This window comes from Nocardia mikamii NBRC 108933, from assembly GCF_001613505.1.
Lineage (GTDB): Bacteria > Actinomycetota > Actinomycetes > Mycobacteriales > Mycobacteriaceae > Nocardia > Nocardia mikamii.
In genome coordinates this window covers 168,412-190,749 of sequence record NZ_BDCM01000006.1, presented here as the reverse complement: position 1 = coordinate 190,749, position 22,338 = coordinate 168,412, and the positions used below count along the sequence as shown (strand labels likewise).

The 22,338-nt window shown below is 67.7% G+C and carries 21 protein-coding genes and 1 pseudogene; 17 read left to right on the top strand and 5 right to left on the bottom strand.

Features of this window, described 5'->3' with window-relative positions:
• Nucleotides 1-42: 42 nt before the first annotated feature.
• On the bottom strand, nt 43-1,425 hold the full coding sequence (locus NMI01S_RS07605) for a phosphomannomutase/phosphoglucomutase (protein ID WP_062995274.1): 1,383 nt from the start codon (nt 1,423-1,425) through the stop codon (nt 43-45).
• Between the two features lie 75 nt (nt 1,426-1,500).
• Nucleotides 1,501-1,890 carry a DUF3499 domain-containing protein gene (locus NMI01S_RS07600; protein WP_040721378.1) on the bottom strand — a complete coding sequence of 130 codons (390 nt, stop codon included), beginning with the start codon at nt 1,888-1,890 and terminating at the stop codon, nt 1,501-1,503.
• 149 nt (nt 1,891-2,039) lie between these two features.
• Here NMI01S_RS07600 and NMI01S_RS07595 point away from each other — a divergent pair, with 149 nt between their 5' ends.
• Complete coding sequence (locus tag NMI01S_RS07595; RefSeq protein WP_167354218.1) at nt 2,040-2,516, top strand: metallopeptidase family protein; 477 nt, start codon at nt 2,040-2,042, stop codon at nt 2,514-2,516.
• 316 nt (nt 2,517-2,832) lie between these two features.
• Here NMI01S_RS07595 and NMI01S_RS07590 read toward each other — a convergent pair whose 3' ends face one another.
• Nucleotides 2,833-3,066, bottom strand: a complete 234-nt coding sequence (locus tag NMI01S_RS07590) for a WhiB family transcriptional regulator (protein ID WP_030515006.1) — start codon at nt 3,064-3,066, stop codon at nt 2,833-2,835.
• Nucleotides 3,067-3,681: 615 nt separating this feature from the next.
• On the opposite strand from NMI01S_RS07590, the gene cofD reads away from it, so the two are divergent.
• From cofD to NMI01S_RS07555, 8 genes and pseudogenes are all read left to right on the top strand, one after another.
• On the top strand, nt 3,682-4,662 hold the full coding sequence (gene cofD, locus NMI01S_RS07585) for a 2-phospho-L-lactate transferase (RefSeq protein WP_218020947.1): 981 nt from the start codon (nt 3,682-3,684) through the stop codon (nt 4,660-4,662).
• Nucleotides 4,663-4,733: 71 nt separating this feature from the next.
• Complete coding sequence (locus NMI01S_RS07580) at nt 4,734-6,086, top strand: coenzyme F420-0:L-glutamate ligase (RefSeq protein ID WP_062995273.1); 1,353 nt, start codon at nt 4,734-4,736, stop codon at nt 6,084-6,086.
• Nucleotides 6,083-6,601 carry an NUDIX hydrolase gene (locus tag NMI01S_RS07575; RefSeq protein WP_062995272.1) on the top strand — a complete coding sequence of 173 codons (519 nt, stop codon included), beginning with the start codon at nt 6,083-6,085 and terminating at the stop codon, nt 6,599-6,601. Before NMI01S_RS07580 ends, NMI01S_RS07575 begins: the two co-directional genes overlap by 4 nt.
• A gap of 185 nt (nt 6,602-6,786) precedes the next feature.
• Nucleotides 6,787-8,013: an alkane 1-monooxygenase gene (locus NMI01S_RS07570; RefSeq protein ID WP_062995271.1), complete on the top strand. Its 1,227-nt coding sequence runs from the start codon at nt 6,787-6,789 to the stop codon at nt 8,011-8,013.
• A 67-nt stretch (nt 8,014-8,080) separates the two neighbouring features.
• Nucleotides 8,081-8,212, top strand: a pseudogene (locus NMI01S_RS33965) (rubredoxin); the annotation flags it as partial.
• Complete coding sequence (locus tag NMI01S_RS07565) at nt 8,203-8,391, top strand: rubredoxin (protein WP_062995575.1); 189 nt, start codon at nt 8,203-8,205, stop codon at nt 8,389-8,391. The pseudogene NMI01S_RS33965 and the gene NMI01S_RS07565, both read left to right, overlap by 10 nt.
• A gap of 42 nt (nt 8,392-8,433) precedes the next feature.
• A complete protein-coding gene (locus tag NMI01S_RS07560; protein ID WP_062995573.1) occupies nt 8,434-9,063 on the top strand; it encodes a TetR/AcrR family transcriptional regulator in 630 nt (209 codons plus the stop codon).
• Nucleotides 9,064-9,421: 358 nt separating this feature from the next.
• Entirely contained in the window at nt 9,422-10,525 is a 1,104-nt protein-coding gene (locus NMI01S_RS07555) for an alkane 1-monooxygenase (RefSeq protein WP_062995571.1), read from the top strand.
• 8 nt (nt 10,526-10,533) lie between these two features.
• On the opposite strand, the gene NMI01S_RS07550 is transcribed toward NMI01S_RS07555, so the two are convergent.
• A complete protein-coding gene (locus NMI01S_RS07550; RefSeq protein ID WP_062995270.1) occupies nt 10,534-11,892 on the bottom strand; it encodes a cation:dicarboxylate symporter family transporter in 1,359 nt (452 codons plus the stop codon).
• A gap of 158 nt (nt 11,893-12,050) precedes the next feature.
• Here NMI01S_RS07550 and NMI01S_RS07545 point away from each other — a divergent pair, with 158 nt between their 5' ends.
• The 3 genes from NMI01S_RS07545 (at nt 12,051) to ahcY (ending at nt 15,912) form a co-directional block, all read left to right on the top strand.
• Nucleotides 12,051-13,583 carry a sensor histidine kinase gene (locus NMI01S_RS07545; protein ID WP_062995269.1) on the top strand — a complete coding sequence of 511 codons (1,533 nt, stop codon included), beginning with the start codon at nt 12,051-12,053 and terminating at the stop codon, nt 13,581-13,583.
• Nucleotides 13,580-14,284 carry a response regulator gene (locus NMI01S_RS07540; RefSeq protein WP_062995268.1) on the top strand — a complete coding sequence of 235 codons (705 nt, stop codon included), beginning with the start codon at nt 13,580-13,582 and terminating at the stop codon, nt 14,282-14,284. Before NMI01S_RS07545 ends, NMI01S_RS07540 begins: the two co-directional genes overlap by 4 nt.
• Before the next feature lie 146 nt (nt 14,285-14,430).
• Nucleotides 14,431-15,912: an adenosylhomocysteinase gene (ahcY, locus tag NMI01S_RS07535; RefSeq protein ID WP_036504546.1), complete on the top strand. Its 1,482-nt coding sequence runs from the start codon at nt 14,431-14,433 to the stop codon at nt 15,910-15,912.
• Between the two features lie 69 nt (nt 15,913-15,981).
• Here ahcY and NMI01S_RS07530 read toward each other — a convergent pair whose 3' ends face one another.
• A complete protein-coding gene (locus NMI01S_RS07530; protein WP_062995267.1) occupies nt 15,982-16,191 on the bottom strand; it encodes a hypothetical protein in 210 nt (69 codons plus the stop codon).
• A gap of 164 nt (nt 16,192-16,355) precedes the next feature.
• On the opposite strand from NMI01S_RS07530, the gene NMI01S_RS07525 reads away from it, so the two are divergent.
• From NMI01S_RS07525 to NMI01S_RS07505, 5 genes are all read left to right on the top strand, one after another.
• Nucleotides 16,356-17,003, top strand: a complete 648-nt coding sequence (locus NMI01S_RS07525) for a dTMP kinase (protein ID WP_062995266.1) — start codon at nt 16,356-16,358, stop codon at nt 17,001-17,003.
• A 79-nt stretch (nt 17,004-17,082) separates the two neighbouring features.
• Nucleotides 17,083-17,760 (top strand): MtrAB system response regulator MtrA, encoded by a 678-nt coding sequence (gene mtrA / locus NMI01S_RS07520; protein WP_062995265.1) that lies wholly within the window; start codon nt 17,083-17,085, stop codon nt 17,758-17,760.
• On the top strand, nt 17,757-19,700 hold the full coding sequence (gene mtrB / locus NMI01S_RS07515) for an MtrAB system histidine kinase MtrB (protein ID WP_084512655.1): 1,944 nt from the start codon (nt 17,757-17,759) through the stop codon (nt 19,698-19,700). Before mtrA ends, mtrB begins: the two co-directional genes overlap by 4 nt.
• Complete coding sequence (gene lpqB, locus NMI01S_RS07510) at nt 19,697-21,502, top strand: MtrAB system accessory lipoprotein LpqB (protein ID WP_062995264.1); 1,806 nt, start codon at nt 19,697-19,699, stop codon at nt 21,500-21,502. Before mtrB ends, lpqB begins: the two co-directional genes overlap by 4 nt.
• Nucleotides 21,503-21,547: 45 nt before the next feature.
• On the top strand, nt 21,548-22,192 hold the full coding sequence (locus NMI01S_RS07505; protein ID WP_174554455.1) for a ComF family protein: 645 nt from the start codon (nt 21,548-21,550) through the stop codon (nt 22,190-22,192).
• Nucleotides 22,193-22,338 lie beyond the last annotated feature (146 nt).

The window sequence follows — 22,338 nt, the reverse complement described above, 5'->3', positions numbered from 1 at the left end:
TGTCCCCGGGCGAATCCAAGCCCTGTGATTCCACTATTCCAGTCAGCCGCGCACGATGCTCAGAATCTCGGTCACGAGTGCGTCTACTTCCTCCTGCGAACGGGCCTCGACGTTGAGTCGCAACAACGGCTCGGTGTTGGATGCGCGCAGATTGAACCACGCCTGTCCGGGCAGCCGCACGGTTACGCCGTCGAGTCGATCCACCGATTGCGCGCGCCCTTCGAATGCGGTGACCACCGCCAGGGTTCGCTCCTGCGCATCCGCCACTGTGGAATTGATCTCGCCGGAGGCCGCGTACGTCGCGTACGAGGACGCGAGCTCCGACATCGGCCGGTCCTTCTCGCCCAGGGCAGCCAGCACGTGCAGAGCGGCCAGCATACCGGAGTCGGCACCCCAGAAGTCGCGGAAGTAGTAGTGGGCGGAATGCTCGCCGCCGAAGATCGCGCCGGTCGAGGCCATCTGCTGTTTGATGAAGGAATGGCCGACGCGGGTGCGGACGGGCGTGCCGCCTAGTTCGGTGACCAGTTCGGGCACGGCCTGCGAGGTGATCAGGTTGTGAATGATCGTGGCGCCCGGCTCTTTCGCCAGTTCGCGCTCCGCGACCAGCGCGGTGACCGCGGAGGGGGAGACCGGTTCGCCGCGCTCGTCGACGACGAAGCAGCGGTCGGCGTCACCGTCGAACGCCAGACCGATGTCGGCGCCCGTCTCGCGGACGTACTTCTGCAGGTCGACCAGATTCTTCGGGTCCAGCGGGTTCGCCTCGTGATTGGGGAACGATCCGTCGAGTTCGAAGTAGAGCGGCACGATGGTCAGCTGCGGCACCGCGCCGAGCACGGCGGGGACCGTATAGCCGCCCATGCCGTTACCGGCGTCCACGGCGATCTTCAGCGGCCGGATCGCGCCGAGATCGACCAGCCCGCGCAGGAATTCGGCATAGGCCTCGAGCAAGTTCTGTTCGGTCGCGGTGCCGCGGGTGCCGGGTCCGGCCGGCACGCCCTCGACGAGTTCGTCGGCGATGGTCGCGAGCCCGGTCTCCTGGCCGACCGGCAGCGCGTTGGCCCGGCACAGCTTGATGCCGTTGTAGCGGGCGGGGTTGTGGCTGGCGGTGAACATGGCCCCGGGGCACTGCAGATGGCCGGAGGCGAAGTAGAGCTCGTCGGTGGAGGCGAGCCCGATGTGCACCACGTCGAGGCCCTGATCGAGGACGCCGTCGGCGAAGGCCGCGGCCAGTTCCGGAGAGGAGTCGCGCATATCGTGACCGATGACGATGCGCGTGGCGGGGGTGGCGTCGGTGCGCATCAGCCGGGCGAAGGCCGCACCGACGTCGCGGACGAATTCCGCGTCGATCTGCTCTCCGACAACCCCGCGAACGTCGTATGCCTTGACAACTGCGTGAACGGACTCGGCAGACCGGGCGACTGTCATGACCAACACCCTAATAGGGCGGCGGGCTCGGCCGGGCTTCAGGCCGGTCGCGCGTGTGCCGCGGGTGGTGCGGGCTCAGTTCGGGGGGTCGGGTAGTACCCGTAGATGGCCGCGGCGGCCGGTGCGGCCGGGCCGCTGGGGTCGCGCCGGGGGCGGGGCGTAGTCGCTGTAACCGCGCTGTTCGGGTTCCGGTGCGCGGCGCCGCATCCCGGCTTCGCGGACGGCTTCGGCCAGTGCGGTCAGGTCGTCGTCGTCCGGTGTGCTGGAGGAGAATCCACCTTCGTGCCGGACCAGTTCCCAGCCCTTGGGGGCGGTGATGCGGGAGCCGTGGGTTTCGCACAGATCCCAGGAGTGCGGTTCGGCGACGGTGGCGAGGGGGCCGACGACTGCCGTGGAGTCCGAGTAGACATAGGTGAGCGTCGCGACGGCCGGATTCTTGCAGCCTGGGCGGCAGCAACGACGCATGGGAATCACATCCAGCAGACTAACCCCCCACGCCGTGTGTCGCAGACAGACACGCGGGCCGGTCCCCGGCCACTTCGGGTCACGCGGGGCGCCGGCTCCGGGGAGATCACGTGGCCCCGCCGCCGGCGCGGTGACTACTGTCGCAAGGTATGACCCGATCGAAGAGGCGGCCGGTGACGACCCGTTCGGTGGTTCGCCGCGGCCGCGGCGTGCGCGGACCGATGCTGCCGCCGTCGGCGCCCGCGCGCCGCACCCGCGGCCAGCAGTTCGACCGCCTGGTGCTGGAGGCGTTCGCCCCGCTGGACGCCCGCTGGCACGATCGCCTGACCAAACTCGACATCGCGGTCGACGACGTCCCGAAGATCCGTCCGCTGCACCCGGATTCGGTCACCTGGCCCGACGAGGTGGTCGCCGACGGCCCGGTCCCGCTCTCCCGCCTGATCCCGGCCGGAGTGGACCGCCACAACGTAGCCACCCGAGCCCGGGTGGTCCTGTTCCGCAAACCCCTCGAACTCCGCGCCCACGACCCGGAAGACCTGCTGGACCTGTTGCGTGAAGTCCTGGTCCAGCAGCTAGCCACCTACCTGGGCGTAGATCCGGAGATCATCGACCCGACAGGGGAGTAGGCCCGGTACCCGCCTCGCTCCGCCGAAGCGAAGCGAGGCGAACCGGAACCGAGACAGCAGATTTCGCGAGCACATGGGTAACTCACCGGGCACGCCCAGAACCCGACCAGCCCCGCGACCGCCGCCCCGCAACGCAACTTCCGTGGCTCTCGCTGGTGCGCAGAGGCCCGGAGAGGCGGGGGAGATTTCGCGAGCACATGGGTAACTCACCGGGCACGCCCAGAACCCGACCAGCCCCGCGACCGCCGGCCCGAAGCGACACTCACCCGGCTCTCACGGCACGCAAGATTCCCGGAGAGGCGGGGGAGCGAGGCGGCTACGAGATGCCGCGCTTGAGGCGGCGGCGTTCGCGTTCGGACAAACCGCCCCAGATACCGAATCGCTCGTCGTGGGCGAGTGCGTATTCCAGGCACTCGTCGCGGACCTCGCAGCCCATGCAGATCCGTTTGGCTTCCCTTGTGGAGCCGCCTTTTTCGGGGAAGAAGGCTTCCGGATCGGTTTGGGCGCACAGCGCCCGTTCCTGCCACTGTTCTTCGATGGTGTCGAACATCGCATCGAAGTCGGTGACGATGAGACTCAGCTGCGGTGGTTCGGGTTTGCGCTGAGTGCGCGCCCACTGCCCTCCCTGCGGAGTTCTGTTGAGCGATCCCGATTCGTAGTTCACCGTGCTGCCCCCCTCTCGTTCGTCGTTCCGGCCGTCAGCGCAGTCGCTTGGTGCTGCGCATGCTGTGGAATCGGTTTGCGATACACCGCCCGGAATGCCCGACGGGGCCAGCTCCTCGGCCATCGCTCCGCCTCCTCACTGTGTGTTAGCGCAGAATGATTTTTCCGTCGGACCGGACCTGCCCACCGACGGTCCCACACCGCGACGTAGTCCCGCGGACATCCCCGAGCTTGTCGTTCCGATGCGAACATGCGTTCGAAACGCGGTCTGCGCCAAAGGCTCTCGCGCGGACCCGGAATGACATGTCTGTGATTAGACACGCCGGACGCGCCGATGGTCAAGCTGCCGACACAATTCCGTTACTATCCGAGGCCGCCTTCGACGCGGTTCGGTAACCTCGAAGTAGCAAATGACCAGCAAATACGCACTCGAACCCCCGCTTCCGGGCACCGCATAGGCTGTGCGGATGTGACTGGAGAACAAGCGGACATCGCGGCCGAGATCGAGCGGAGTGATCGTAAACCGCGCATTGCGGTGTTGGTCGGTGGAGTCGGCGGCGCGCGCTTCTTACAAGGTGTGCGGGAACTGCTGCCGGAAGCGGATGTAACGGCGCTGGTGAACGTCGGCGACGACGTCTGGATGCACGGTTTACGCATCTGTCCCGACCTGGACACCTGCATGTACACGCTGGGTGGGGGGATCGATACCGAACGCGGCTGGGGTCGCGTCGGAGAAACCTGGCACGCCAAGGAGGAACTGGCGAAATACCACGCGCAACCGGATTGGTTCGGACTCGGAGATCGCGATATCGCGACGCATCTGGTGCGCAGTGAAATGCTGCGCGCGGGATACCCGCTCTCGGCGGTTACCGAGGCTCTGTGCAATCGCTGGCAGCCGGGTGTGAAACTTCTCCCGGCGACCGACGATCGGTGCGAAACGCATGTTGTGATCAGTGACCCCGACAACCCTGGCGAACGCCGCGCGATTCATTTCCAGGAGTGGTGGGTACGGTACCGAGCAAACGTCGAGACCCATGGATTCGTCACAATCGGGGCGGATCAAGCCAAACCAGCCCCTGGTGTGACGGAAATCATAGAGGCTGCTGATGTGGTGCTGCTGGCCCCCTCGAACCCCGTGGTGAGCATCGGTGCGATCCTCGCCGTGCCGGGTATTCGGGGCGCGCTGCGGACCACTTCCGCCAAAGTCGTCGGTTTATCGCCCGTGATCGGGGGAAAACCCTTGCGCGGCATGGCCGATGAATGCCTCGAGGTGATCGGTGTGGAAACCTCGGCCGAGGCCATCGGACGGCACTTCGGCGCCCGATCGGACACCGGCATCCTCGACGGCTGGCTCATCCACTCGACCGACGAGGCCGATGTGCCGGGTGTGCAGGTACGCAGCGTGCCGCTGCTGATGAGCGATCCCGCCGCCACCGCCGCGATGGTGCGGGAGGCGCTCGATATCGCGGGGGTGCCGGCATGAGCGATCCGGCGCGGAGGCGGCAGCGAAGCGTAACCACGCAGCGCCCAGCTCATGCCGAGAATGAGCACAGCATGAGCGATCGAAACACCGATCATGCGCCCGGCGGGGAGATCAGGATCATCCCCGTGCCGGGGCTACCGGAATTCCGGCCGGGTGACGATGTCGCGGAACACATTGCGGCCCAGGCCCCCTGGCTGGTCGACGGGGACGTGCTGGTCGTGACGAGCAAGATCGTCGCCAAGGCCGAGGGGCGCATCGTCGAGGCGCCGCGGGACCCGGACGAACGCGATGCCGTGCGTCGCAAACTCGTCGATGCCGAGGCGGTGCGGGTGCTGGCGCGCAAGGGGCGCACCCTCATCACCGAGAATCACATCGGCATCGTGCAAGCGGCCTCCGGGGTCGACGGTTCGAATGTGGAGCAGGGCGAATTGGTCCTGCTGCCAACCGATCCCGATGCCAGTGCCGCAGCGCTGCGGGCGGCGCTGGCGCAGCGGCTGGGCGTCGACGTCGCGGTGGTCATCACCGACACGATGGGCCGGGCCTGGCGTATCGGCCAGACCGACGCCGCGATCGGTGCCGCCGGCCTGCGCGTCGTGCACGACTATGCCGGCGCGGTCGACGGGCAGGGAAACGAGCTGCAGGTCACCCAGGTGGCGGTGGCCGACGAACTCGCTGCCGCAGCGGATCTCGCTAAGGGCAAGCTGGGCGGGGTGCCGGTCGCGGTCGTGCGCGGGCTGACTCCGCACGACGACGGATCCACCGCCAGGGATCTGCTGCGCGGCGGTGAGGAGGATCTGTTCTGGCTCGGCACCGCCGAGGCGATCGAACGCGGCCGCCGGGAAGCGCTGCTGCTGCGCCGCTCGGTGCGGACCTTCGCCGACACCCCGGTCGATCCCGAGTTGATCCGCGCCGCGGTCGGCGACGCGCTCACCGCGCCCGCTCCTCATCACACCCGGCCGGTGCGGTTCGTCTGGGTGCGGCAGCCGCGGCTGCGCGCGCGCCTGCTGGATTCGATGGCGGCGCAATGGCGCAACGACCTCGGTGCCGACGGTCTCGATCCCGATCGGGTGGAGCGCCGGGTCGCGCGCGGCCGGATCCTGTTCGACGCTCCCGAGGTGATCATTCCGTTCTGTGTGCCCGACGGCGCGCACGACTATCCGGACGAGCGCCGCCGTTCCGCCGAGGCGACCATGTTCACCGTCGCGGTCGGTGCGGCCGTGCAGGGTCTGCTGGTCGGTCTGGCCACGCGCGGTGTCGGCAGTTGCTGGATCGGCTCGACCATCTTCGCTCCGGATGTGACTCGCGAGGTCTTGGGTCTGGCGCCGGACTGGAATCCGTTGGGCGCCATAGCCATCGGCTATCCGGAGGAGGAGCTTTCGCCGCGCCCGCCGCGCGAGGCGGGAACGGGTCTGGTCGAGCTGTGAGTACCGCGTCGTTACATGCCTCGGCCACCGAGCTGCTCGAGAACTGGAAGCCCGCAACGCATCCGGAACAGTCCGTGCGGGAGGCGATGCTGGCATTCCTCGGTTCGGCGCCACGCGGTTGTCTGCGTGAACACGCACCCGGTCACATCACCGCTTCGGCGGTGGTGTTCTCCCACGACGAGCGTGAGGTGCTGCTGACGCTGCACCCGCGGGTCGGGCGGTGGATCCAGCTGGGCGGTCACTGCGAGCCGGGCGACGAGACCGTGATCGATGCCGCGCTGCGGGAGGCGACCGAGGAGTCCGGGATCGCCGGACTGGAGGTCGAGCCCGGGCTGTACGGCGCGCAGGCCCACCCGATCACCTGCTCGCTCGGCGTGCCGACCCGTCATCTGGATCTGCTGTTCAAGATCCGCGCGCCGCGCGGCGCGGTTCCGGTGCGCAGCGCGGAGTCGACGGATCTGCGATGGTGGCCGGTCGATGCGCTGCCGGCCGATTCGGATGTGCTGCTGCGCTGAATCGATCATCGACGGCGGGACGGGTTGCGCGCCGCAGCCCGTCCCGGCCGGCCGAGACGCGCTGTCACAAAGTGTTTACAAATCAGCAAAAATGTATAGACACCCGACAGGTGTCGACATATTGTCCACGGTAATGGTTACCCACATCACAGTGAATGTGGCAGCTGTATCGAATGGAGACGACGATGTCGACCGAAGCCGGAACCGCCGACGGCCTGCTCGACTCGGGCTGGCGTGACCGTAAGCGCTATCTGTGGTTGTGGGGCCTGTTCGCCCCGACCGGCCTGTTCATCATCGGGCTACCGCTGATCTGGGGACTCGAAGAACTGGGCTGGCACACCCTCGCGAAGGTGCCGTTCTGGCTCGGCCCGATCCTCATCTATCTGGTCATTCCCGCCGCCGACCTGTTCTTCGGCCCCGACGGCGAGAATCCGCCGGACGAGGTCATGCAGTATCTGGAGAACGACCGGTACTACCGCTACCTCACCTACATCTACCTGCCGTTCCAATACGCGTCGCTGCTCATGGCGTGCTATCTGATCACCGCGGACAACCTGAGCTGGCTCGGCATCGACGGCGGCCTGACGGTCGTGGACAAGATCGGCCTGGCGCTGACGGTCGGCATGATCGGCGGCATCGGCATCAACACCGCCCACGAACTCGGGCACAAGAAGGTGCATCTGGAGCGGTGGCTGTCGCGGATCGCACTGGCGCAGACGTTCTACGGCCACTTCTACATCGAGCACAATCGCGGCCATCACGTGCGGGTCGCGACACCGGAGGATCCCGCGAGTTCCCGTGTGGGCGAGTCGTTCTGGGCGTTCTGGCCGCGCACGGTACGGGGCAGTCTGCGCTCCGCGTGGGGCCTCGAGCGGACCCGGCTGGAACGGCTCGGGAAGCGGCCGTGGAGCCTGCACAACGATGTGCTCAGCGCGTGGGCGATGTCGCTGGTGCTCTACGCGGCGCTGGTGGCCGGCTTCGGCGTCGAGGTACTGCCGTATCTGGTGTTGCAAGCGGTGGTCGGCTTCAGCCTGCTGGAGGCGGTCAACTATCTCGAGCACTACGGTCTGCTGCGGCAACGCACGGACCGCGGCCGGTACGAACGGCCGACACCGCGCCACAGCTGGAACAGCGACCACCTCGTCACCAACATCTTCCTGTACCACCTGCAGCGGCACAGCGATCACCACGCCTATCCGACTCGGCGCTATCAGACCCTGCGCAGCTGGGACGGGGCGCCGAATCTGCCGAGCGGCTACGCCAGCATGATCCTGCTCGCCTACTTCCCGCCGCTGTGGCGGCGCGTGATGGACAAGCGCGTCGTGGCCCACTACGACGGCGACCTCACTCAGGCGAATCTGCAGCCGAGCAAGCGGGACAAGATCCTCGCGCGCTACCAGGAGGCACGGTGAGCGACACCTGCGCAGCGGCCCGCTGTGCCGACCGGGCGCGGGTGTTCCGCATGACACTGGAGGCGTGATGAGTGCTTTTCGTTGCCCTGTCTGTGATTACGTCTACGACGAGGCGAAAGGCGCTCCGCGGGAAGGGTTTCCGGCGGGCACCCCGTGGGAGTCGGTGCCGGACGACTGGTGCTGCCCGGACTGCGGGGTCGGCCCTACCGGATTTTTCAGTGCATCCAGTGCGGCTTCGAATACGACGAGGAGCAGGGCTGGCCGGACGAGGGTATTGCGCCGGGGACGCGCTGGGAGGACATTCCCGACGACTGGACGTGTCCGGACTGCGGGGCGGCCAAGGCCGACTTCTTCATGGTCGAGATCGAACGTTCGTGAGTCGTTTTGACTGCGGAAGCCCCCCGTGACACCGTCGCGGGTATGCCGCGTAACGGATCCCGGGTCCCGTATCAGGAAGCGGCGCGCACCCTGCTGCGCACGTCGGTCCTCGATGCGATGCGGGAACTGCTGATCGAGCGGGACTGGGCCAAGATCACGCTCGGCGACGTCGCGACGCGGGCCGGGGTGAGCCGGCAGACGCTGTACAACGAATTCGGCTCCCGGACGGGGCTGGCGCAGGCCTATGCGCTGCGGCTGGCCGATCAGCTGGTGGACCATGTCGGAACGGCCATCGCGGACAACGTCGGTGATGCGCGGGCGGCATTCCGCGAAGGCCTGGCAAATTTCATCCTCGACAGTGCGGCCGATCCGCTGGTGCAGTCCCTGGTGGTCGGTGAGGCCAAGCTGGATCTGCTGCGGTTGATCACGCTCGACGCCGGGCCGCTCATCGAACATGCCGCCCGGCGCTTGGCCGCGGCCTTCGAAAACAGCTGGGTGGGGGCATCGGCGGCGGAGGCGGATGTGCTCGCCCACGCCCTGGTGCGCATCGCCATCAGCTACATCCCGACTCCGGCCGCACTGCATCGCGACGCCCCGGAGGAGTTGAGCAGGCTGCTCGCACCGTATGTGGAGGCGATTCTCGCCGCCCGGGACCGAACCGGCGGCCGGTAGTCCGAAATCCGCCCTGTGAAGGATAACGATTCAGTCCGGGGCCGACTGGGGTGCTGAACGACAACCGCGCCTGCCGCTGGCGGCCGGAACGACGGGTACGAACAGTCGCTGACCTGCGCGGTCTCGCTGGAAATGGTGGTTGCTCACTCGGTGCGGCGCAGCGGATTCGGGCCCACGCTGTCTGTGACTTCGGGTCCGCGTGTGTAACGGTTACCACTTTGCGGGTTTGAACCGGGCGTAACGGCCTCGGAGCCGCTACATATTTACCTGGCAGGAGTCCAGATACGTTCTAGTGGGGCAATGAGTGCAAACGGTCGGCAAACGCTCGGGTTCGGTTGATCCCAAGAAGCATCTGTGGATGTTGGGATTGATCGCCCCGGGCTGCGCATTGCTCCCTTCCCAGCTGGTCGCCCGGACCGGCATCGAGGCGTTCTGGTGGATCGGGCCGATCATCGTCCTGATCGTGATACCTCTGCTGGACTGGTTCGTCGGCGAGGACGGCACCAACCCGCGCGACGAGGATTACGAGCGGCTCTCCCGCGATCGCTACTACCGGTGGTGCACCTATCTGTTCCTGCCCATCCAGCTGGCCGGACTGGTGATCGCGGCCTACATGTGGTCCGGTCACGAACTCGGCGTGGTGGACAAGCTGGGGCTGGCGGCGACGCTCGGTTTCGTCAGCGGTATCGGCATCAACGCCGCGCACGAGCTGGGGCATCGGGTGGAACGGCTGGAGCGGTGGCTGGCCAAGCTCGCGCTGGCGCAGTCCGGATACGGGCATTTCTTCGTCGAACACAACAAGGGCCACCATGCGCGGGTGGCCACGCCGGACGATCCGGCCAGCGCCCGCTTGGGCGAATCGCTGTGGATGTTCCTGCCGCGCAGCATCTTCGGCGGACTGCGCTCGGCGATCCGGCTGGAACGTGACCGGCTGCACCGCAAGGGCTTCGGCTGGTGGAACGTGCGCAACAACATCCTGCAGGCGTGGTCGATGACGGTGGTGCTCTACGGCGCGCTGCTGGCGATGTTCGGCCCCCGCATGCTGCCGTATCTGCTGCTGCAGGCAGTGATCGGCTTCGGGTTGCTGGAAACCGTGAACTACGTCGAGCACTACGGCTTGCTGCGCCGCCGTCTGCCCGGTGGCCGCTGGGCGCGCTGCTCGCCGGCCGACAGCTGGAACTCCGATCGGCTGGTCACCAACATCTTCCTGTTCCACTTGCAGCGCCACAGCGACCACCACGCCAATCCGGGCCGCCGGTACCAAACGTTGCGTAGTACGCAGGAGGCCCCGCAACTTCCGGCGGGCTACGCGACGATGATCCTGCTGGCCACCGTCCCGCCGCTGTGGCGACGGGTCATGGATCCGAAGGTCGCCGCGCACTACGCGGGCGATCTCGGCAGAGCCAATATCGCGCCGCGCAAGCGGGAGCGCACCCCGGCCGTCTACCGGCTGGCGGGATAGTCGCGAGGTCAGACGGGGACCAATTCGGTTCGTTCGGCGGGAGTTCCGGATGTTTCGGCAGGTTCGCTGTCGACCATCGTCGTCTCGTCGAAGGGCAGTTCCCGGTCGAGTACGGCGCGCAGACGGACATCGTCGATGGTCTTGGTCCAGGTTCCGACGAGGACGGTGGCGACGGCATTGCCCGAGAAGTTGGTGATGGCGCGGGCCTCCGACATGAACCGGTCGATCCCGACGATCAGGCCCACACCGTCCAGCAGATCCGGGCGATGGCTCTGTAGACCACCGGCCAGGGTGGCCAGTCCCGCTCCGGTCACTCCGGCCGCGCCCTTGGACGCGACGATCATGAACACCAGCAGGCCGATCTGCTGCGCGAGCGAGAGCGGCTTACCCATCGCGTCGGCGATGAACAGCGAGGACATCGTCAGGTAGATCGCGGTGCCGTCGAGGTTGAACGAATATCCGGTCGGGACGACGATGCCCACGGTCGAGCGTTCGACACCGAGGTGTTCCATCTTCGCGATCAGCCGCGGCAGCGCCGATTCGGAGGACGAGGTGGAGAAGATCAGCAGATATTCGCGCGCCAGGTAGCGAACCAGCTTGACGATCGATACGCCCGAACTCACCCGCAGCAGCGCCCCCAGTACGCCGAAGACGAAGACCAGGCAGGTCAGATAGAACGCGAGCATCAACGCCGCGAGCTGTTTCACCGCATCCAGCCCGGTGGCCGCCACCACGTTCGCGATCGCGCCGAAGGCACCGATCGGCGCCAGCCACAGGATCATGGTCAAGATCTTGAACACCAGCTTCTGCGCCAGCCCCACCGCGCGCAGGATGGGTTCACCCTGCGTACCCATCGCCTGCACGGCGAAGCCGACGAGCAGGGCCACGAACAAGGTCTGCAGCACGCTGCCCGCGGTCAGCGACGACAGCAGCGATGTCGGGATGATGCTCTCCAGGAAGTGCCAGGTGCCGCCGCTGCCTTCGGCCTGCTTCACGTAGCCGGCGGCGGCGCCGACGTGTTCGTGGACGTTCAGCCCAGTGCCCGGCCGCAGCAGATTGCCGACCACTAGACCGATCGTCAGAGCCACCGTCGACATGATCAGGAAGTAGCCGAGCGCCAGACCGCCGATCTTGCCGACCCGCGCCGCGGCCCGCACCGAACCGATACCGAGCACGATCGTGCAGAAGATGACCGGCGAGATCATCATCTTGATCAGGTTGACGAACATGGTGCCCAGCTCGCCCACCGACTTCCCGAATCCGGGCGCGAGCCAGCCGACGAATACGCCGGCCACCACCGCCACGATGACGGCGAGATAGAGCCAATGGGTACGGTCGCGACGGTGCGTCCGTGTCGAGTCGCTCATGATGTGCCTCCGGTGCTGCCCGATCTGTGCCTCGGGTTCGTACTGTGATGATGGGGGTGACCGTGACCTCGGTCACCATTACGTACGTTTCGTTCACGGGAGGACCGTTGCGGGCGAAAGGCCGGACCCCTCGTTCGCCTGTGCGGCACGCCCGGGGCATGACGCTGGCCGGCCAGGTCTTCGTGGCGCAGCTGGTGGTCCTGGTGGTGGTGATCGCGGTCGGGTCGGCGCTGGCGGTGTGGGAGGTGCGCCGCGAACAGGACGATGCGACGGCTCGCCGGGTCACCGGCATCGCGGTGGCCCTCGCCCAGGCGCCGTCCACGGCGGCCGCGGTGCGTACGCCGGACCCCACGGCCGTGCTGCAGCCGGTGACCGAACGGATCCGGCAGCGGACCGGAGTCGATTTCATCGTGGTGATGGCCCCCGACCGCACCCGCTACACCCACACCGATGTCAGCCGGATCGGACAGCCGTTCAGCGGAAACATCGATCGGGCGCTGGCCGGTGACACGTTCACCGAGACCTATACCGGGACGCTGGGCCCCTCGATCCGGGCGGTCACACCCGTCCGCGACGAGACCGGCCGGGTCGTCGCGCTCGTCTCGGCGGGCGTGACCCGGGCCCGCATCGGCGATCAGGTGAGTGCGCAGCTGCCGCTGATTCTCGCGGCGGCCGGTGCGGGCCTGCTGCTGGCCGTGCTGGGCGCATTCGTGCTGCGCCGCCGGCTGCTACGCCAGACCCAGGGACTTGGTCCGGCCGAACTCCGGACGCTCTACGAACATCACGATGCCGTGCTGCACTCCGTGCACGAGGGGCTGATCGTGTTCGACCGCGATGACCCGGAGGCGGCGGTGGTCAACGACGAGGCCAGACGCTTGCTGGAACTGCCCGACGGCCCGGTGCGCCGCACCGATCTGCCGGTGTCGCTGCGGCACCTCGACGCCACCGTGGTCCGCGACGAGATGCATGTGACAGCCGCCCGCGTGCTGGTGGTCAACCAGGATGTCGTCTCCTGGGCGGGGCGGCGCCTCGGCACGGTCCTCACCATCCGCGACCACACCGAACTCCGCGACATCATGGGCGAGTTGGATTCCGCGCGCGGTCTGGCCGAATCACTGCGGGCGCAGGCGCACGAGGCGGCCAACCGGTTGCACGCGGTGATCACGATGGTCGAGCTGGGCCATGTCGATCGAGCCGTCGACTTCGCGACGGCCGAACTGCGGCTGTCCCAGGCACTCATCGACCGCCTGACCGATGCCGTCCACGAGCCGGTCCTGGTGGCGCTGCTGCTCGGCAAGGTCGACCGGGCCATCGAACGCGGCGTGGAATTGACCGTCGCCGAGGACACCGCGCTGGAGTCCGCCGCCCCGCTGACCGCGCAGGAAGTGGTCACCCTGGTCGGAAATCTCGTCGACAACGCGGTGGACGCGGTCGCGCAGGATCCTGATGCGTGGGTCGAGGTCTCCGTCCGCTCGGATGCGTCGGCGCTGGTGGTCAGGGTCGCCGACAGCGGGCCGGGAATGTCGGAGGAGGCCTTCGCCCGGGCGATGGAACGGGGATATACGACCAAGGCCGAACATCACGGACTGGGCCTGGCGCTGGTCTGGCGGCTGGTGACCCGATACGGCGGCACGCTGCGGGCCGAGCGCAGCCCGGAATCGGCTGTCGTGGTGAGGATTCCGGTGCGATGACGAGGCCGCCGATCCGGGTGCTGATCGTGGAGGACGAACCGCGCATCGCCGAGGCGCATCACTCGTATGTCGCGCGGGTGGCGGGATTCGAGCCGGTGGGCGTGGCCGCCACCGGCCGGGACGCGATCCGGACGGCAACCCACGCCGCCGCCGCGGGAACCCCGGTCGATCTGGTGCTGATGGATCTGGGGCTGCCGGATATCGGCGGGCTCGAGGTGACCGCCGCCCTGGCTCGCTTGCGGCCGCGACCCGATGTGATCGCCATAACCTCCGCGCGCGACCTCGAGATGGTGCGGGCCGCCGTCGCGCACGGGATAGCGCTGTATCTGCTGAAACCCTTCACCTTCGCGGCGTTCCGCGACAAGCTCGAGCGCTACCTGGAGTTCCGGGCCGCGTTGCCCGCCGGTGACGCGACGCTGACCCAGCACGACATCGATCGGGCGCTGAGCGCGCTGCGCACCGCCGATCCGAAAGCGGCCGCCCCGAAAGGTATTGCGCCGCAGACGCTCCAGGAGATATCCCGGGCGGTGCGCGAGGCGCCGGACGGGTTGTCGGCGACCGAAACCGGTCGTGCCGTGGGCGTTTCGCGTGTCACGGCATGGCGCTATCTGGAGCAGCTGGCGAGCGACGGCGTGGTGGAACGGCGGTCGGACTACGGCCGCGCGGGGCGTCCCCAGGTCCGCTACATCTGGCGCCGATGATGCGCGGCCGGGGCGGGCATCGGCGCGGCCGGGACCGGAATTCGATCCGGCCGGCCCAGCCGCACCCCGTCGGCGTACACCGAACGCGTGTGAGCGACTAGCCTGAGTTGTCGAACCGACATCCACCGAGAGGCTGATCCAGGCGCATGACGACCTCAGAACTTTCCGCTCAGACGAACCTGACTCCCGATGTCCGCAACGGCATCGACTACAAGGTGGCGGATCTGTCGCTGGCCGAGTTCGGCCGTAAGGAGATTCGACTCGCCGAACACGAGATGCCCGGTCTGATGGCGCTGCGGCGCGAGTACGCGGAGGTGCAGCCGCTGAAGGGTGCGCGCATCTCCGGTTCGCTGCATATGACGGTCCAGACCGCGGTGCTGATCGAGACCCTGGTCGAACTGGGCGCGCAGGTGCGCTGGGCGTCGTGCAACATCTTCTCCACCCAGGACCACGCGGCCGCCGCGGTCGTGGTGGGCCCGCACGGCACGATCGACGAGCCCAAGGGCACGCCGGTCTTCGCCTGGAAGGGCGAGACCCTGGAGGAGTACTGGTGGGCGGCCGAGCAGATGCTCACCTGGCCGAATGAGCCCGCCAACATGATCCTCGACGACGGTGGCGACGCGACCATGCTGGTGCTGCGCGGCGCCCAGTTCGAGAAGGCCGGAGTCGTTCCGCCCGAGGACGAGTCGCATTCCACCGAGTACAAGGTGTTCCTCAACCTGCTGCGCGCGAGCCTGGCCGCCGATGCGGGCAAGTGGAGTGCGATCGCCGAATCGGTGCAGGGCGTCACCGAGGAGACCACCACCGGCGTGCTGCGGCTGTACCAGTTCGCCGCGGCCGGTGAGCTGACCTTCCCGGCGATCAACGTCAACGACTCGGTCACCAAGTCCAAGTTCGACAACAAGTACGGCACCCGGCATTCGCTGATCGACGGCATCAACCGCGGCACCGATGTGCTGATCGGCGGTAAGAAGGTGCTGATCTGCGGTTACGGCGATGTGGGCAAGGGCTGCGCGGAGTCGATGGCCGGCCAGGGCGCGCGTGTTCAGGTCACCGAGATCGACCCGATCAACGCGCTGCAGGCGCTGATGGACGGCTTCGACGTCGTCACCGTCGAGCAGGCGATCGCCGATGCCGACATCGTGATCACCTCGACCGGCAACAAGGACATCATCGGCCTGGACCATATGAAGGCGATGAAGGATCAGGCGATCCTGGGCAATATCGGCCACTTCGACAACGAGATCGATATGGCGGCGCTGGAGAACTCCGGGGCCACCAAGCTGAACATCAAGCCGCAGGTCGACCTGTGGACCTTCGATTCCGGCAAGTCGATCATCGTGCTGTCCGAGGGCCGGCTGCTGAACCTGGGCAACGCCACCGGCCACCCCTCGTTCGTGATGAGCAACAGCTTCTCGAACCAGGTCATCGCGCAGATCGAGCTGTGGACCAAGCCGGAGCAGTACGACAACGAGGTCTACCGCCTGCCGAAGGTGCTGGACGAGAAGGTCGCGCGCATCCACGTCGAGGCGCTGGGCGGCACCCTCACCAAGCTGACCAAGGACCAGGCCGAGTACATCGGCGTGGACGTCGAGGGCCCGTTCAAGCCGGAGCACTACCGGTACTGAGTTCGGAAACGGTTGTCCCGCCGGTGCTTTCGAGCCCGGCGGGACATCGTTCGTGCCTGCGCTGACGCGTCAGAGCTGGCAGGTGGGGCTGGGGTGCAGCAGCCAGCACAGAATCGAGCCCGGCTCGTTCGATCCGCTCGCCGATCCCGACCCCAGCGGGGAGTCGGCGACGGGGGTGTTGGTGGCCGATGTCTGCGCGGCAGTCGCGGTTCCGGTGGCGAGGCCCGCCCCGAGCGCGAGAGTGACTGCGGCGGTGCGTAATACGCGAGAGGTGAACATGGGTGCCTTTCTGATTCGGGACGCATCCTTGATCACGTCCGGCCCCGGGGCCGTTATCCGAGACGCTGCCCCCAAAAGTAGCGTCTTTTGAAATGTGATCTTTTCGGATAGTGCACCGCGGGTACCTCGAACAGGGTGGACGCGGGAGTTGTAACCTGCACGTTATGGGTGCACTCATCGCGGTAGAGGGCCTCGACGGCGCGGGTAAGCGGACGTTGATCGACGCCGTCGTCGCGGGCCTGCGCGACCGCGGGCTGCGCGTGGACACGCTGGCCTTCCCGCGCTACGGCCGGTCGATCCACGCGGATCTGGCGGCCGAGGCGCTGCGTGGCCGGCACGGCGATGTGGCCGCATCCGTGAGCGCGATGGCGCTGCTGTTCGCGCTGGATCGCGCCGAGGCCCGCGACGAGTTGTCGAAACTGTTGGCGGACAACGATATTGTGCTGCTCGATCGGTACGTCGCCTCCAATGCCGCCTACAGCGCCGCGCGGGCGGGCGAGCAGGCCGACGGCGAAACGAGCTCGTGGGTAGCGGAATTGGAGTTCGGACGGTTCGAACTGCCGGTGCCCGATATCCAGGTGCTGCTCGACGTGCCGACCGAGCTGGCGATCGAACGCGCCCGGCGCCGAGGTGAACTCGACACCGCCCGCGCGCTCGACGCCTACGAACGAGATATATCGCTGCAGGAGCGTACGGCGGCGGTCTATCGTGGGTTGGCCGAATCGCGGTGGCACGGGCCGTGGTGGGTCCATGCGCCGCAGGACGATCCGGTCCGACTCACCGGACGACTGGCGGAAATGATTGGCCGATAGGGTGGCATGTACGTCGGTAATGTAACCAGTGTTGGCGTGGTTGCCCGTTCCGAGCCGGAGAGATGACAACATAGTAATTATGAAGCCGAAGATTCTGGTCGTCGACGACGATATGGCGCTCGCCGAGATGCTCACGATCGTCTTGCGCGGCGAGGGTTTCGATCCCCATGTGGTCGGCGACGGCACGCAGGCGCTCACCGCGGTCCGGGAATTACGCCCGGATCTGGTGCTGCTCGACCCCATGCTTCCGGGCATGAACGGTATCGACGTGTGCCGGGTGCTGCGCGCCGATTCCGGTGTGCCGATCGTGATGTTGACGGCCAAGACCGACACGGTCGACGTCGTCCTGGGCTTGGAATCGGGTGCCGACGACTACATCGTCAAACCCTTCAAGCCGAAGGAGCTGGTCGCGCGGGTGCGGGCGCGGTTGCGCCGTACCGACGACGAGCCGGCCGAACTCCTGTCGATCGCCGACATCGTCATCGACGTACCGGCCCACAAGGTGACCCGCAGCGGTCAGCAGATCTCGCTGACCCCGCTCGAGTTCGATCTGCTGGTGGCCCTGGCGCGCAAACCGCGGCAGGTCTTCACCCGCGAGGTGCTGCTCGAGCAGGTGTGGGGTTACCGGCACGCGGCCGACACGCGCCTGGTGAACGTGCATGTGCAGCGACTGCGGGCCAAGGTCGAGAAGGATCCCGAGAACCCTGAGATCGTGCTGACCGTTCGTGGCGTGGGCTACAAGGCCGGACCGCCGTGATCGCAGGCTCCAGAAGCCGCGTCGAGCGGCTGCTGGCAGCCGTGGTGGCCTGGTTCAAATCCGTCGGAGAATCGCTGGGCCACACGTGGCGGCGATCGCTGCAGTTGCGCGTGGTGGTTTCCACGCTCACCCTGTCGCTGATCGTCATCACGATTCTCGGTGTGGTGCTGACCAGTCAGATCACCGACCGCCTCCTGGACGCGAAAGTCAATGCGGCCGTTGAGGAGATGGGCCGCGCCCGCAATACCGTCGAGGCGCAGCTCACGGGTGTCTCCGATTCGAGCACCCAGGCGGTCCGGTTGCAGGACGCCGTGCGTGCCCTCTCCTCCGGCGGCAGTTCGTCCACCGGCGGTGCCGGAACCTACAACGTCGCTCTGGCGATGGTCGGCGACGGACAGCAGGAGGTGACCGCCGGGCCGATGCTGGAGGTTCCCGCCGAGTTGCGCCGGTTCGTCCAGCAGAACCAGGTGAGTTACCAGTTCGCGACGATCTCGGATCCGGACGGATATCGCGGGCCGGCGCTGATCATCGGCAGCCCGAGCTCGGAAGTGCCGACCCTCGAGGTGTATCTGATCTTCCCGCTCAACAACGAGCAGCGCAGCCTGAGCCTGATGCGCGGCACCATGCTGATCGGCGGCATCGTGCTGCTGTTGTTGCTGGCCGCGATCACCGCGCTGGTGGCCCGGCAGGTGGTGTTGCCGATCCGCTCGGCCGCCCGGATCGCCGGACGCTTCGCCGACGGCCGCCTCAAGGAGCGGATGCTGGTCCGAGGTGAGGACGATATGGCCAGACTCGCCATGTCGTTCAACGAGATGGCCGAAAGTCTGTCCAATCAGATCACCCAGCTGGAGGAATTCGGCAATCTGCAACGCCGCTTCACCTCCGATGTCAGCCACGAACTGCGGACCCCGCTCACCACGGTGCGGATGGCCGCCGACCTGATCCACGGGTCCAGCGACGAACTCGATCCGGCGCTGGCACGCAGTGCCGAACTGCTGGTGACCGAGCTGGACCGGTTCGAGGGCCTGCTCAACGACCTGCTCGAGATCAGCCGCCACGACGCGGGTGTGGCCGAATTGCAGATCGAATCGCTCGACGTGCGGATGTGCGCGCGGGCGGCGGTCTCCACGGTCCGGCATCTGGCCAAGGAATCCGGCTGCGAACTGGTGGTGGATCTGCCCGAGGAGCCGCTGGTGGCGGAGGTCGATCCGCGCCGCGTCGAACGTGTGCTGCGCAATCTGCTCGCCAACGCCATCGATCACAGCGAGGGCAAGCCGGTCCTGATCCGGATGCGCGGCGACGTCGACGCCAATGCCGTCGCGATGGTGGTGCGCGATCAGGGCGTCGGACTGCGCCCCGGCGAGGAGAAGCTGGTCTTCAATCGCTTCTGGCGGTCCGATCCCTCGCGGATGCGGCGTTCCGGCGGTACCGGGCTGGGTCTGTCGATCAGTGTGGAGGATGCGAATCTGCACGACGGACGCCTCGAGGCCTGGGGTGAACCCGGCGCGGGCGCGAGCTTCCGCCTGACCCTGCCGCTGGTGCGCGGCCGCAAACTCGGCGCGAGCCCCCTGTCCCTGGAACCGCCCAAGCGACGGTTGGCCGAGCTGCCCGCCGGTTCGGTGGCCGCGGCGGAGGACGAGGTGGACCCGGCCGCAGACGCCGATCCGGCGGGCGATTCCCCCGACCCGGCGGATCCGGCCGCGAGCCGACCGCCGGCCGACGGACCCGACGGCCCGGCGAGCGTCCCCGGTACCGTCGAAGCGAATGCCGATGCCGAACCGTCGGCCCGTACGACGCCGGCGGACGAGGACGCGCCGGAGCCTCCGGAGTCACCGGACGGTGAACCGGCGGCCGCGCGGACATCGCCGAACCCCGCGGGGAAGAGCGCCGGCGGTTCGGACGACACCGCACTCGCCGACAAAGAGGACATCAATCCATGAACCGCACCCGCCTGGCAACGCTGCTCGCCGCGCTGTTCAGCTGCGTGCTGGTTCTCGCCGGCTGCGCCAATCTGCCGGATTCCTCGGCTCCGCAGGCGCTGGGCACGCTCAGCCACGAACCGACCTCGACCGGCCCGCATCCGCCGATCGTCGGGCGCGACCCGGATCTGCTGCTGCACGACTTCCTGGAGGCGACCGCCGACCCGACCGACCATCATCGGACGGCTCGGCAGTACCTCACCCCGGCGGCCGCGCAGAGCTGGGACGACACGGCCAGCACGGTCATCGTCGACAAGCCGGATACGCTGCGCGAATCGCGGTCGGACAATACGGCGACCTATCAGATCCGCGCCCGCAAGGTCGGGCAGCTGGAGGCCGACGGCGCCTACAGTCCGGTCGACAATCTACTCGAGAGCAAGATCGAGATGACGAAGATCGGCGGCGAGTGGCGGATCGACGACCTGCCCGCGGGCGTCGCGATCGACAGCAACGCCTTCTACAAGTCCTATCGGCGCTACACGGTGAACTTCGCCAACACCGAGGGGACCGCGATGGTGCCGGACCTGCGGTGGGTGTCGGCCCGGAAGGAGCAGCTCACCAAGGTACTGCTGTCGCTGCTCTCGCAGGGGCCGCAGCAGGCCCTCGCGCCCGCCGTGCGCAACGTGCTGGCCGATCCGGTGACCGTGCGGGGCATCAGCAAGGCCAACGGCGACGTCGAGGGTGTGGGCGTGGGCCTCGGCGGCGTCCGGGTCGACTTCACCGGCACGGGGGGATTGGATCCGCACAGCAGGGAACTGCTCGCCGCCCAGGTGGTGCTGACCCTGTCGAGTGCCGACATCCTGGGCCCGTACTTCTTGTTCGGCGACGGTAAGCCGCTCGACGAACGGCATGCGGAATCCGGCTGGTCGGTCGCCGACGTCGGTAACTACAACGTGATCAACCGCGCGCACAACAAGATCGGCCTGCACGTGGTGCGCGACGGTGCGCTGATGAAGGTGACCGATACCTCCGTCGTGCCCGTACCCGGATATTTCGGGGCCGCGCGCAATCTGCAGTCGGTCGGGCTGTCCGAGGACGGCAAACTCGTCGCGGCGGTGGCCGACAGCGGCCAGCCCGCGCCGGCTCCGGCGCAGACGTTGATCATCGGCAGCTACGACGGCACGGCGTTCCCGGTTGCCCAGGGCAACACCTTCACGCGGCCGTCGTGGGCCTTCGACGGTGGATCGGCGTGGGTGGTCGTGGACGGCAACCGCGTCATCCGGGCCGTGCACGACCAGGCCAACGGCAATGTGTCGGTTCAGGACGTCGACTCCTCCGACTTGTTCGCGGTGGCGCCGGCCAGTTCCTCCGGATCGATTCCGCCGCGGCTGCCCATCACCGAACTGCGGATCTCCCGCACCGGCGCGCGGGCGGCGATGATCATCGGCGGCAAGGTCTACGTCGCGGTGGTGGTACCCAGGGGCGACGGGAAGTACGCGCTCACCTCGCCGCAGCCGGTGGCCGTGAGTCTCAGTACGCCCGCGGTCTCGGCCGACTGGCTCGGCGCCGACACCCTGATCGTGGCCCGCGAGGGCAGCGTCGATCCGGTGCAGTCGGTCGTCATCGACGGATCGCAGCCGAATCCGTTCACCAGCCGGAACCTGACCACCCCGGTGCGGGTGGTCAGCGCCTCCCCGGACGAACAGTACGTCGCCGATTCCCGCGCGGTCATGCAACTGCAATCGGTGGAACCCAATACGGAACGCTTCTGGCGAGAGGTCCAGGGCATGGGCGCCAACGCGATTCCGGTGTTGCCGGGCTAGTAGCCACCCGCGCCGGCTGTCGGTGCCCTCGGCCACACTGGGCCGATGCGGACGCTGCTGGATTTGGTCCTGCCGCAGTACTGCGGGGGATGTGGATCGGCCGGAACCGGATGGTGCGAGGAATGTGCCGCCGCATTGAGCGTGGAGCCGATGCGGGTGTGGCCGCGCGCCGATCCGGGGGTGCCGTGCTGGGCGTTGAGCGGATACGCGGGTCCGGCGCGGCGCGCGGTGGTGGCGGCCAAGGAGTCGGGCCGCCGGGATCTGGCCGCACCGCTGGGCCGCGCCTTGGCCCGCGGCCTGGGCCTGCTGCGGGCTCCCGGCCGTCCGCTGATTCTGGTCCCGGCGCCGAGCCGCCGGGTCGCGGCACGACGCCGCGGGGGTGATCCGGTCCTGCGGACCGCGCGCGTCGCGACCGGTTGGCTGCCCGATTGCCATCTCGCACCCGTGCTGTGGGCACGAGGTGGGGTGCGCGACTCGGTCGGCTTGGGCGCGCGTGCACGCCGGGACAACCTGGCGGGCCGGATCGCCGGCCGCATCGAGGCGTCCTCGGTGCTGGTCACCCTGGCGGCCGCCGACATCGTGCTGGTAGACGATGTCCTCACCACGGGGGCGACCGCGGCGGAATCGGTGCGGGTACTGGCTGGCGCAGGGGTGAACGTGCGTGCCGTGATGGTGACGTGCGCCGCGTGAGTCGGAGAAATTTGCGTGAACAGTGGCGGACCGCACGTCGGCGTAATAGCGTTGCTGACAGAGCGATCTGACACCCGAACCCAGAGTTTGGAGGTGGCGACTCGGACGACTTCGTACCGAGCTTTCCGGCATGAGTGGCGGGCCAC

Coding starts and splice junctions, on each gene's coding strand:
- NMI01S_RS07605 (WP_062995274.1), bottom strand. CDS start 1,425: ATGACAGTCGCCCGGTCTGCCGAGTCCGTTCACGCAGTTGTCAAGGCA.
- NMI01S_RS07600 (WP_040721378.1), bottom strand. CDS start 1,890: ATGCGTCGTTGCTGCCGCCCAGGCTGCAAGAATCCGGCCGTCGCGACG.
- NMI01S_RS07595 (WP_167354218.1), top strand. CDS start 2,040: ATGACCCGATCGAAGAGGCGGCCGGTGACGACCCGTTCGGTGGTTCGC.
- NMI01S_RS07590 (WP_030515006.1), bottom strand. CDS start 3,066: ATGTTCGACACCATCGAAGAACAGTGGCAGGAACGGGCGCTGTGCGCC.
- NMI01S_RS07580 (WP_062995273.1), top strand. CDS start 4,734: ATGAGCGATCGAAACACCGATCATGCGCCCGGCGGGGAGATCAGGATC.
- NMI01S_RS07570 (WP_062995271.1), top strand. CDS start 6,787: ATGTCGACCGAAGCCGGAACCGCCGACGGCCTGCTCGACTCGGGCTGG.
- NMI01S_RS07560 (WP_062995573.1), top strand. CDS start 8,434: ATGCCGCGTAACGGATCCCGGGTCCCGTATCAGGAAGCGGCGCGCACC.
- NMI01S_RS07555 (WP_062995571.1), top strand. CDS start 9,422: ATGTTGGGATTGATCGCCCCGGGCTGCGCATTGCTCCCTTCCCAGCTG.
- NMI01S_RS07550 (WP_062995270.1), bottom strand. CDS start 11,892: ATGAGCGACTCGACACGGACGCACCGTCGCGACCGTACCCATTGGCTC.
- NMI01S_RS07545 (WP_062995269.1), top strand. CDS start 12,051: ATGACGCTGGCCGGCCAGGTCTTCGTGGCGCAGCTGGTGGTCCTGGTG.
- NMI01S_RS07540 (WP_062995268.1), top strand. CDS start 13,580: ATGACGAGGCCGCCGATCCGGGTGCTGATCGTGGAGGACGAACCGCGC.
- ahcY (WP_036504546.1), top strand. CDS start 14,431: ATGACGACCTCAGAACTTTCCGCTCAGACGAACCTGACTCCCGATGTC.
- NMI01S_RS07530 (WP_062995267.1), bottom strand. CDS start 16,191: ATGTTCACCTCTCGCGTATTACGCACCGCCGCAGTCACTCTCGCGCTC.
- NMI01S_RS07525 (WP_062995266.1), top strand. CDS start 16,356: ATGGGTGCACTCATCGCGGTAGAGGGCCTCGACGGCGCGGGTAAGCGG.
- mtrA (WP_062995265.1), top strand. CDS start 17,083: ATGAAGCCGAAGATTCTGGTCGTCGACGACGATATGGCGCTCGCCGAG.
- lpqB (WP_062995264.1), top strand. CDS start 19,697: ATGAACCGCACCCGCCTGGCAACGCTGCTCGCCGCGCTGTTCAGCTGC.
- NMI01S_RS07505 (WP_174554455.1), top strand. CDS start 21,548: ATGCGGACGCTGCTGGATTTGGTCCTGCCGCAGTACTGCGGGGGATGT.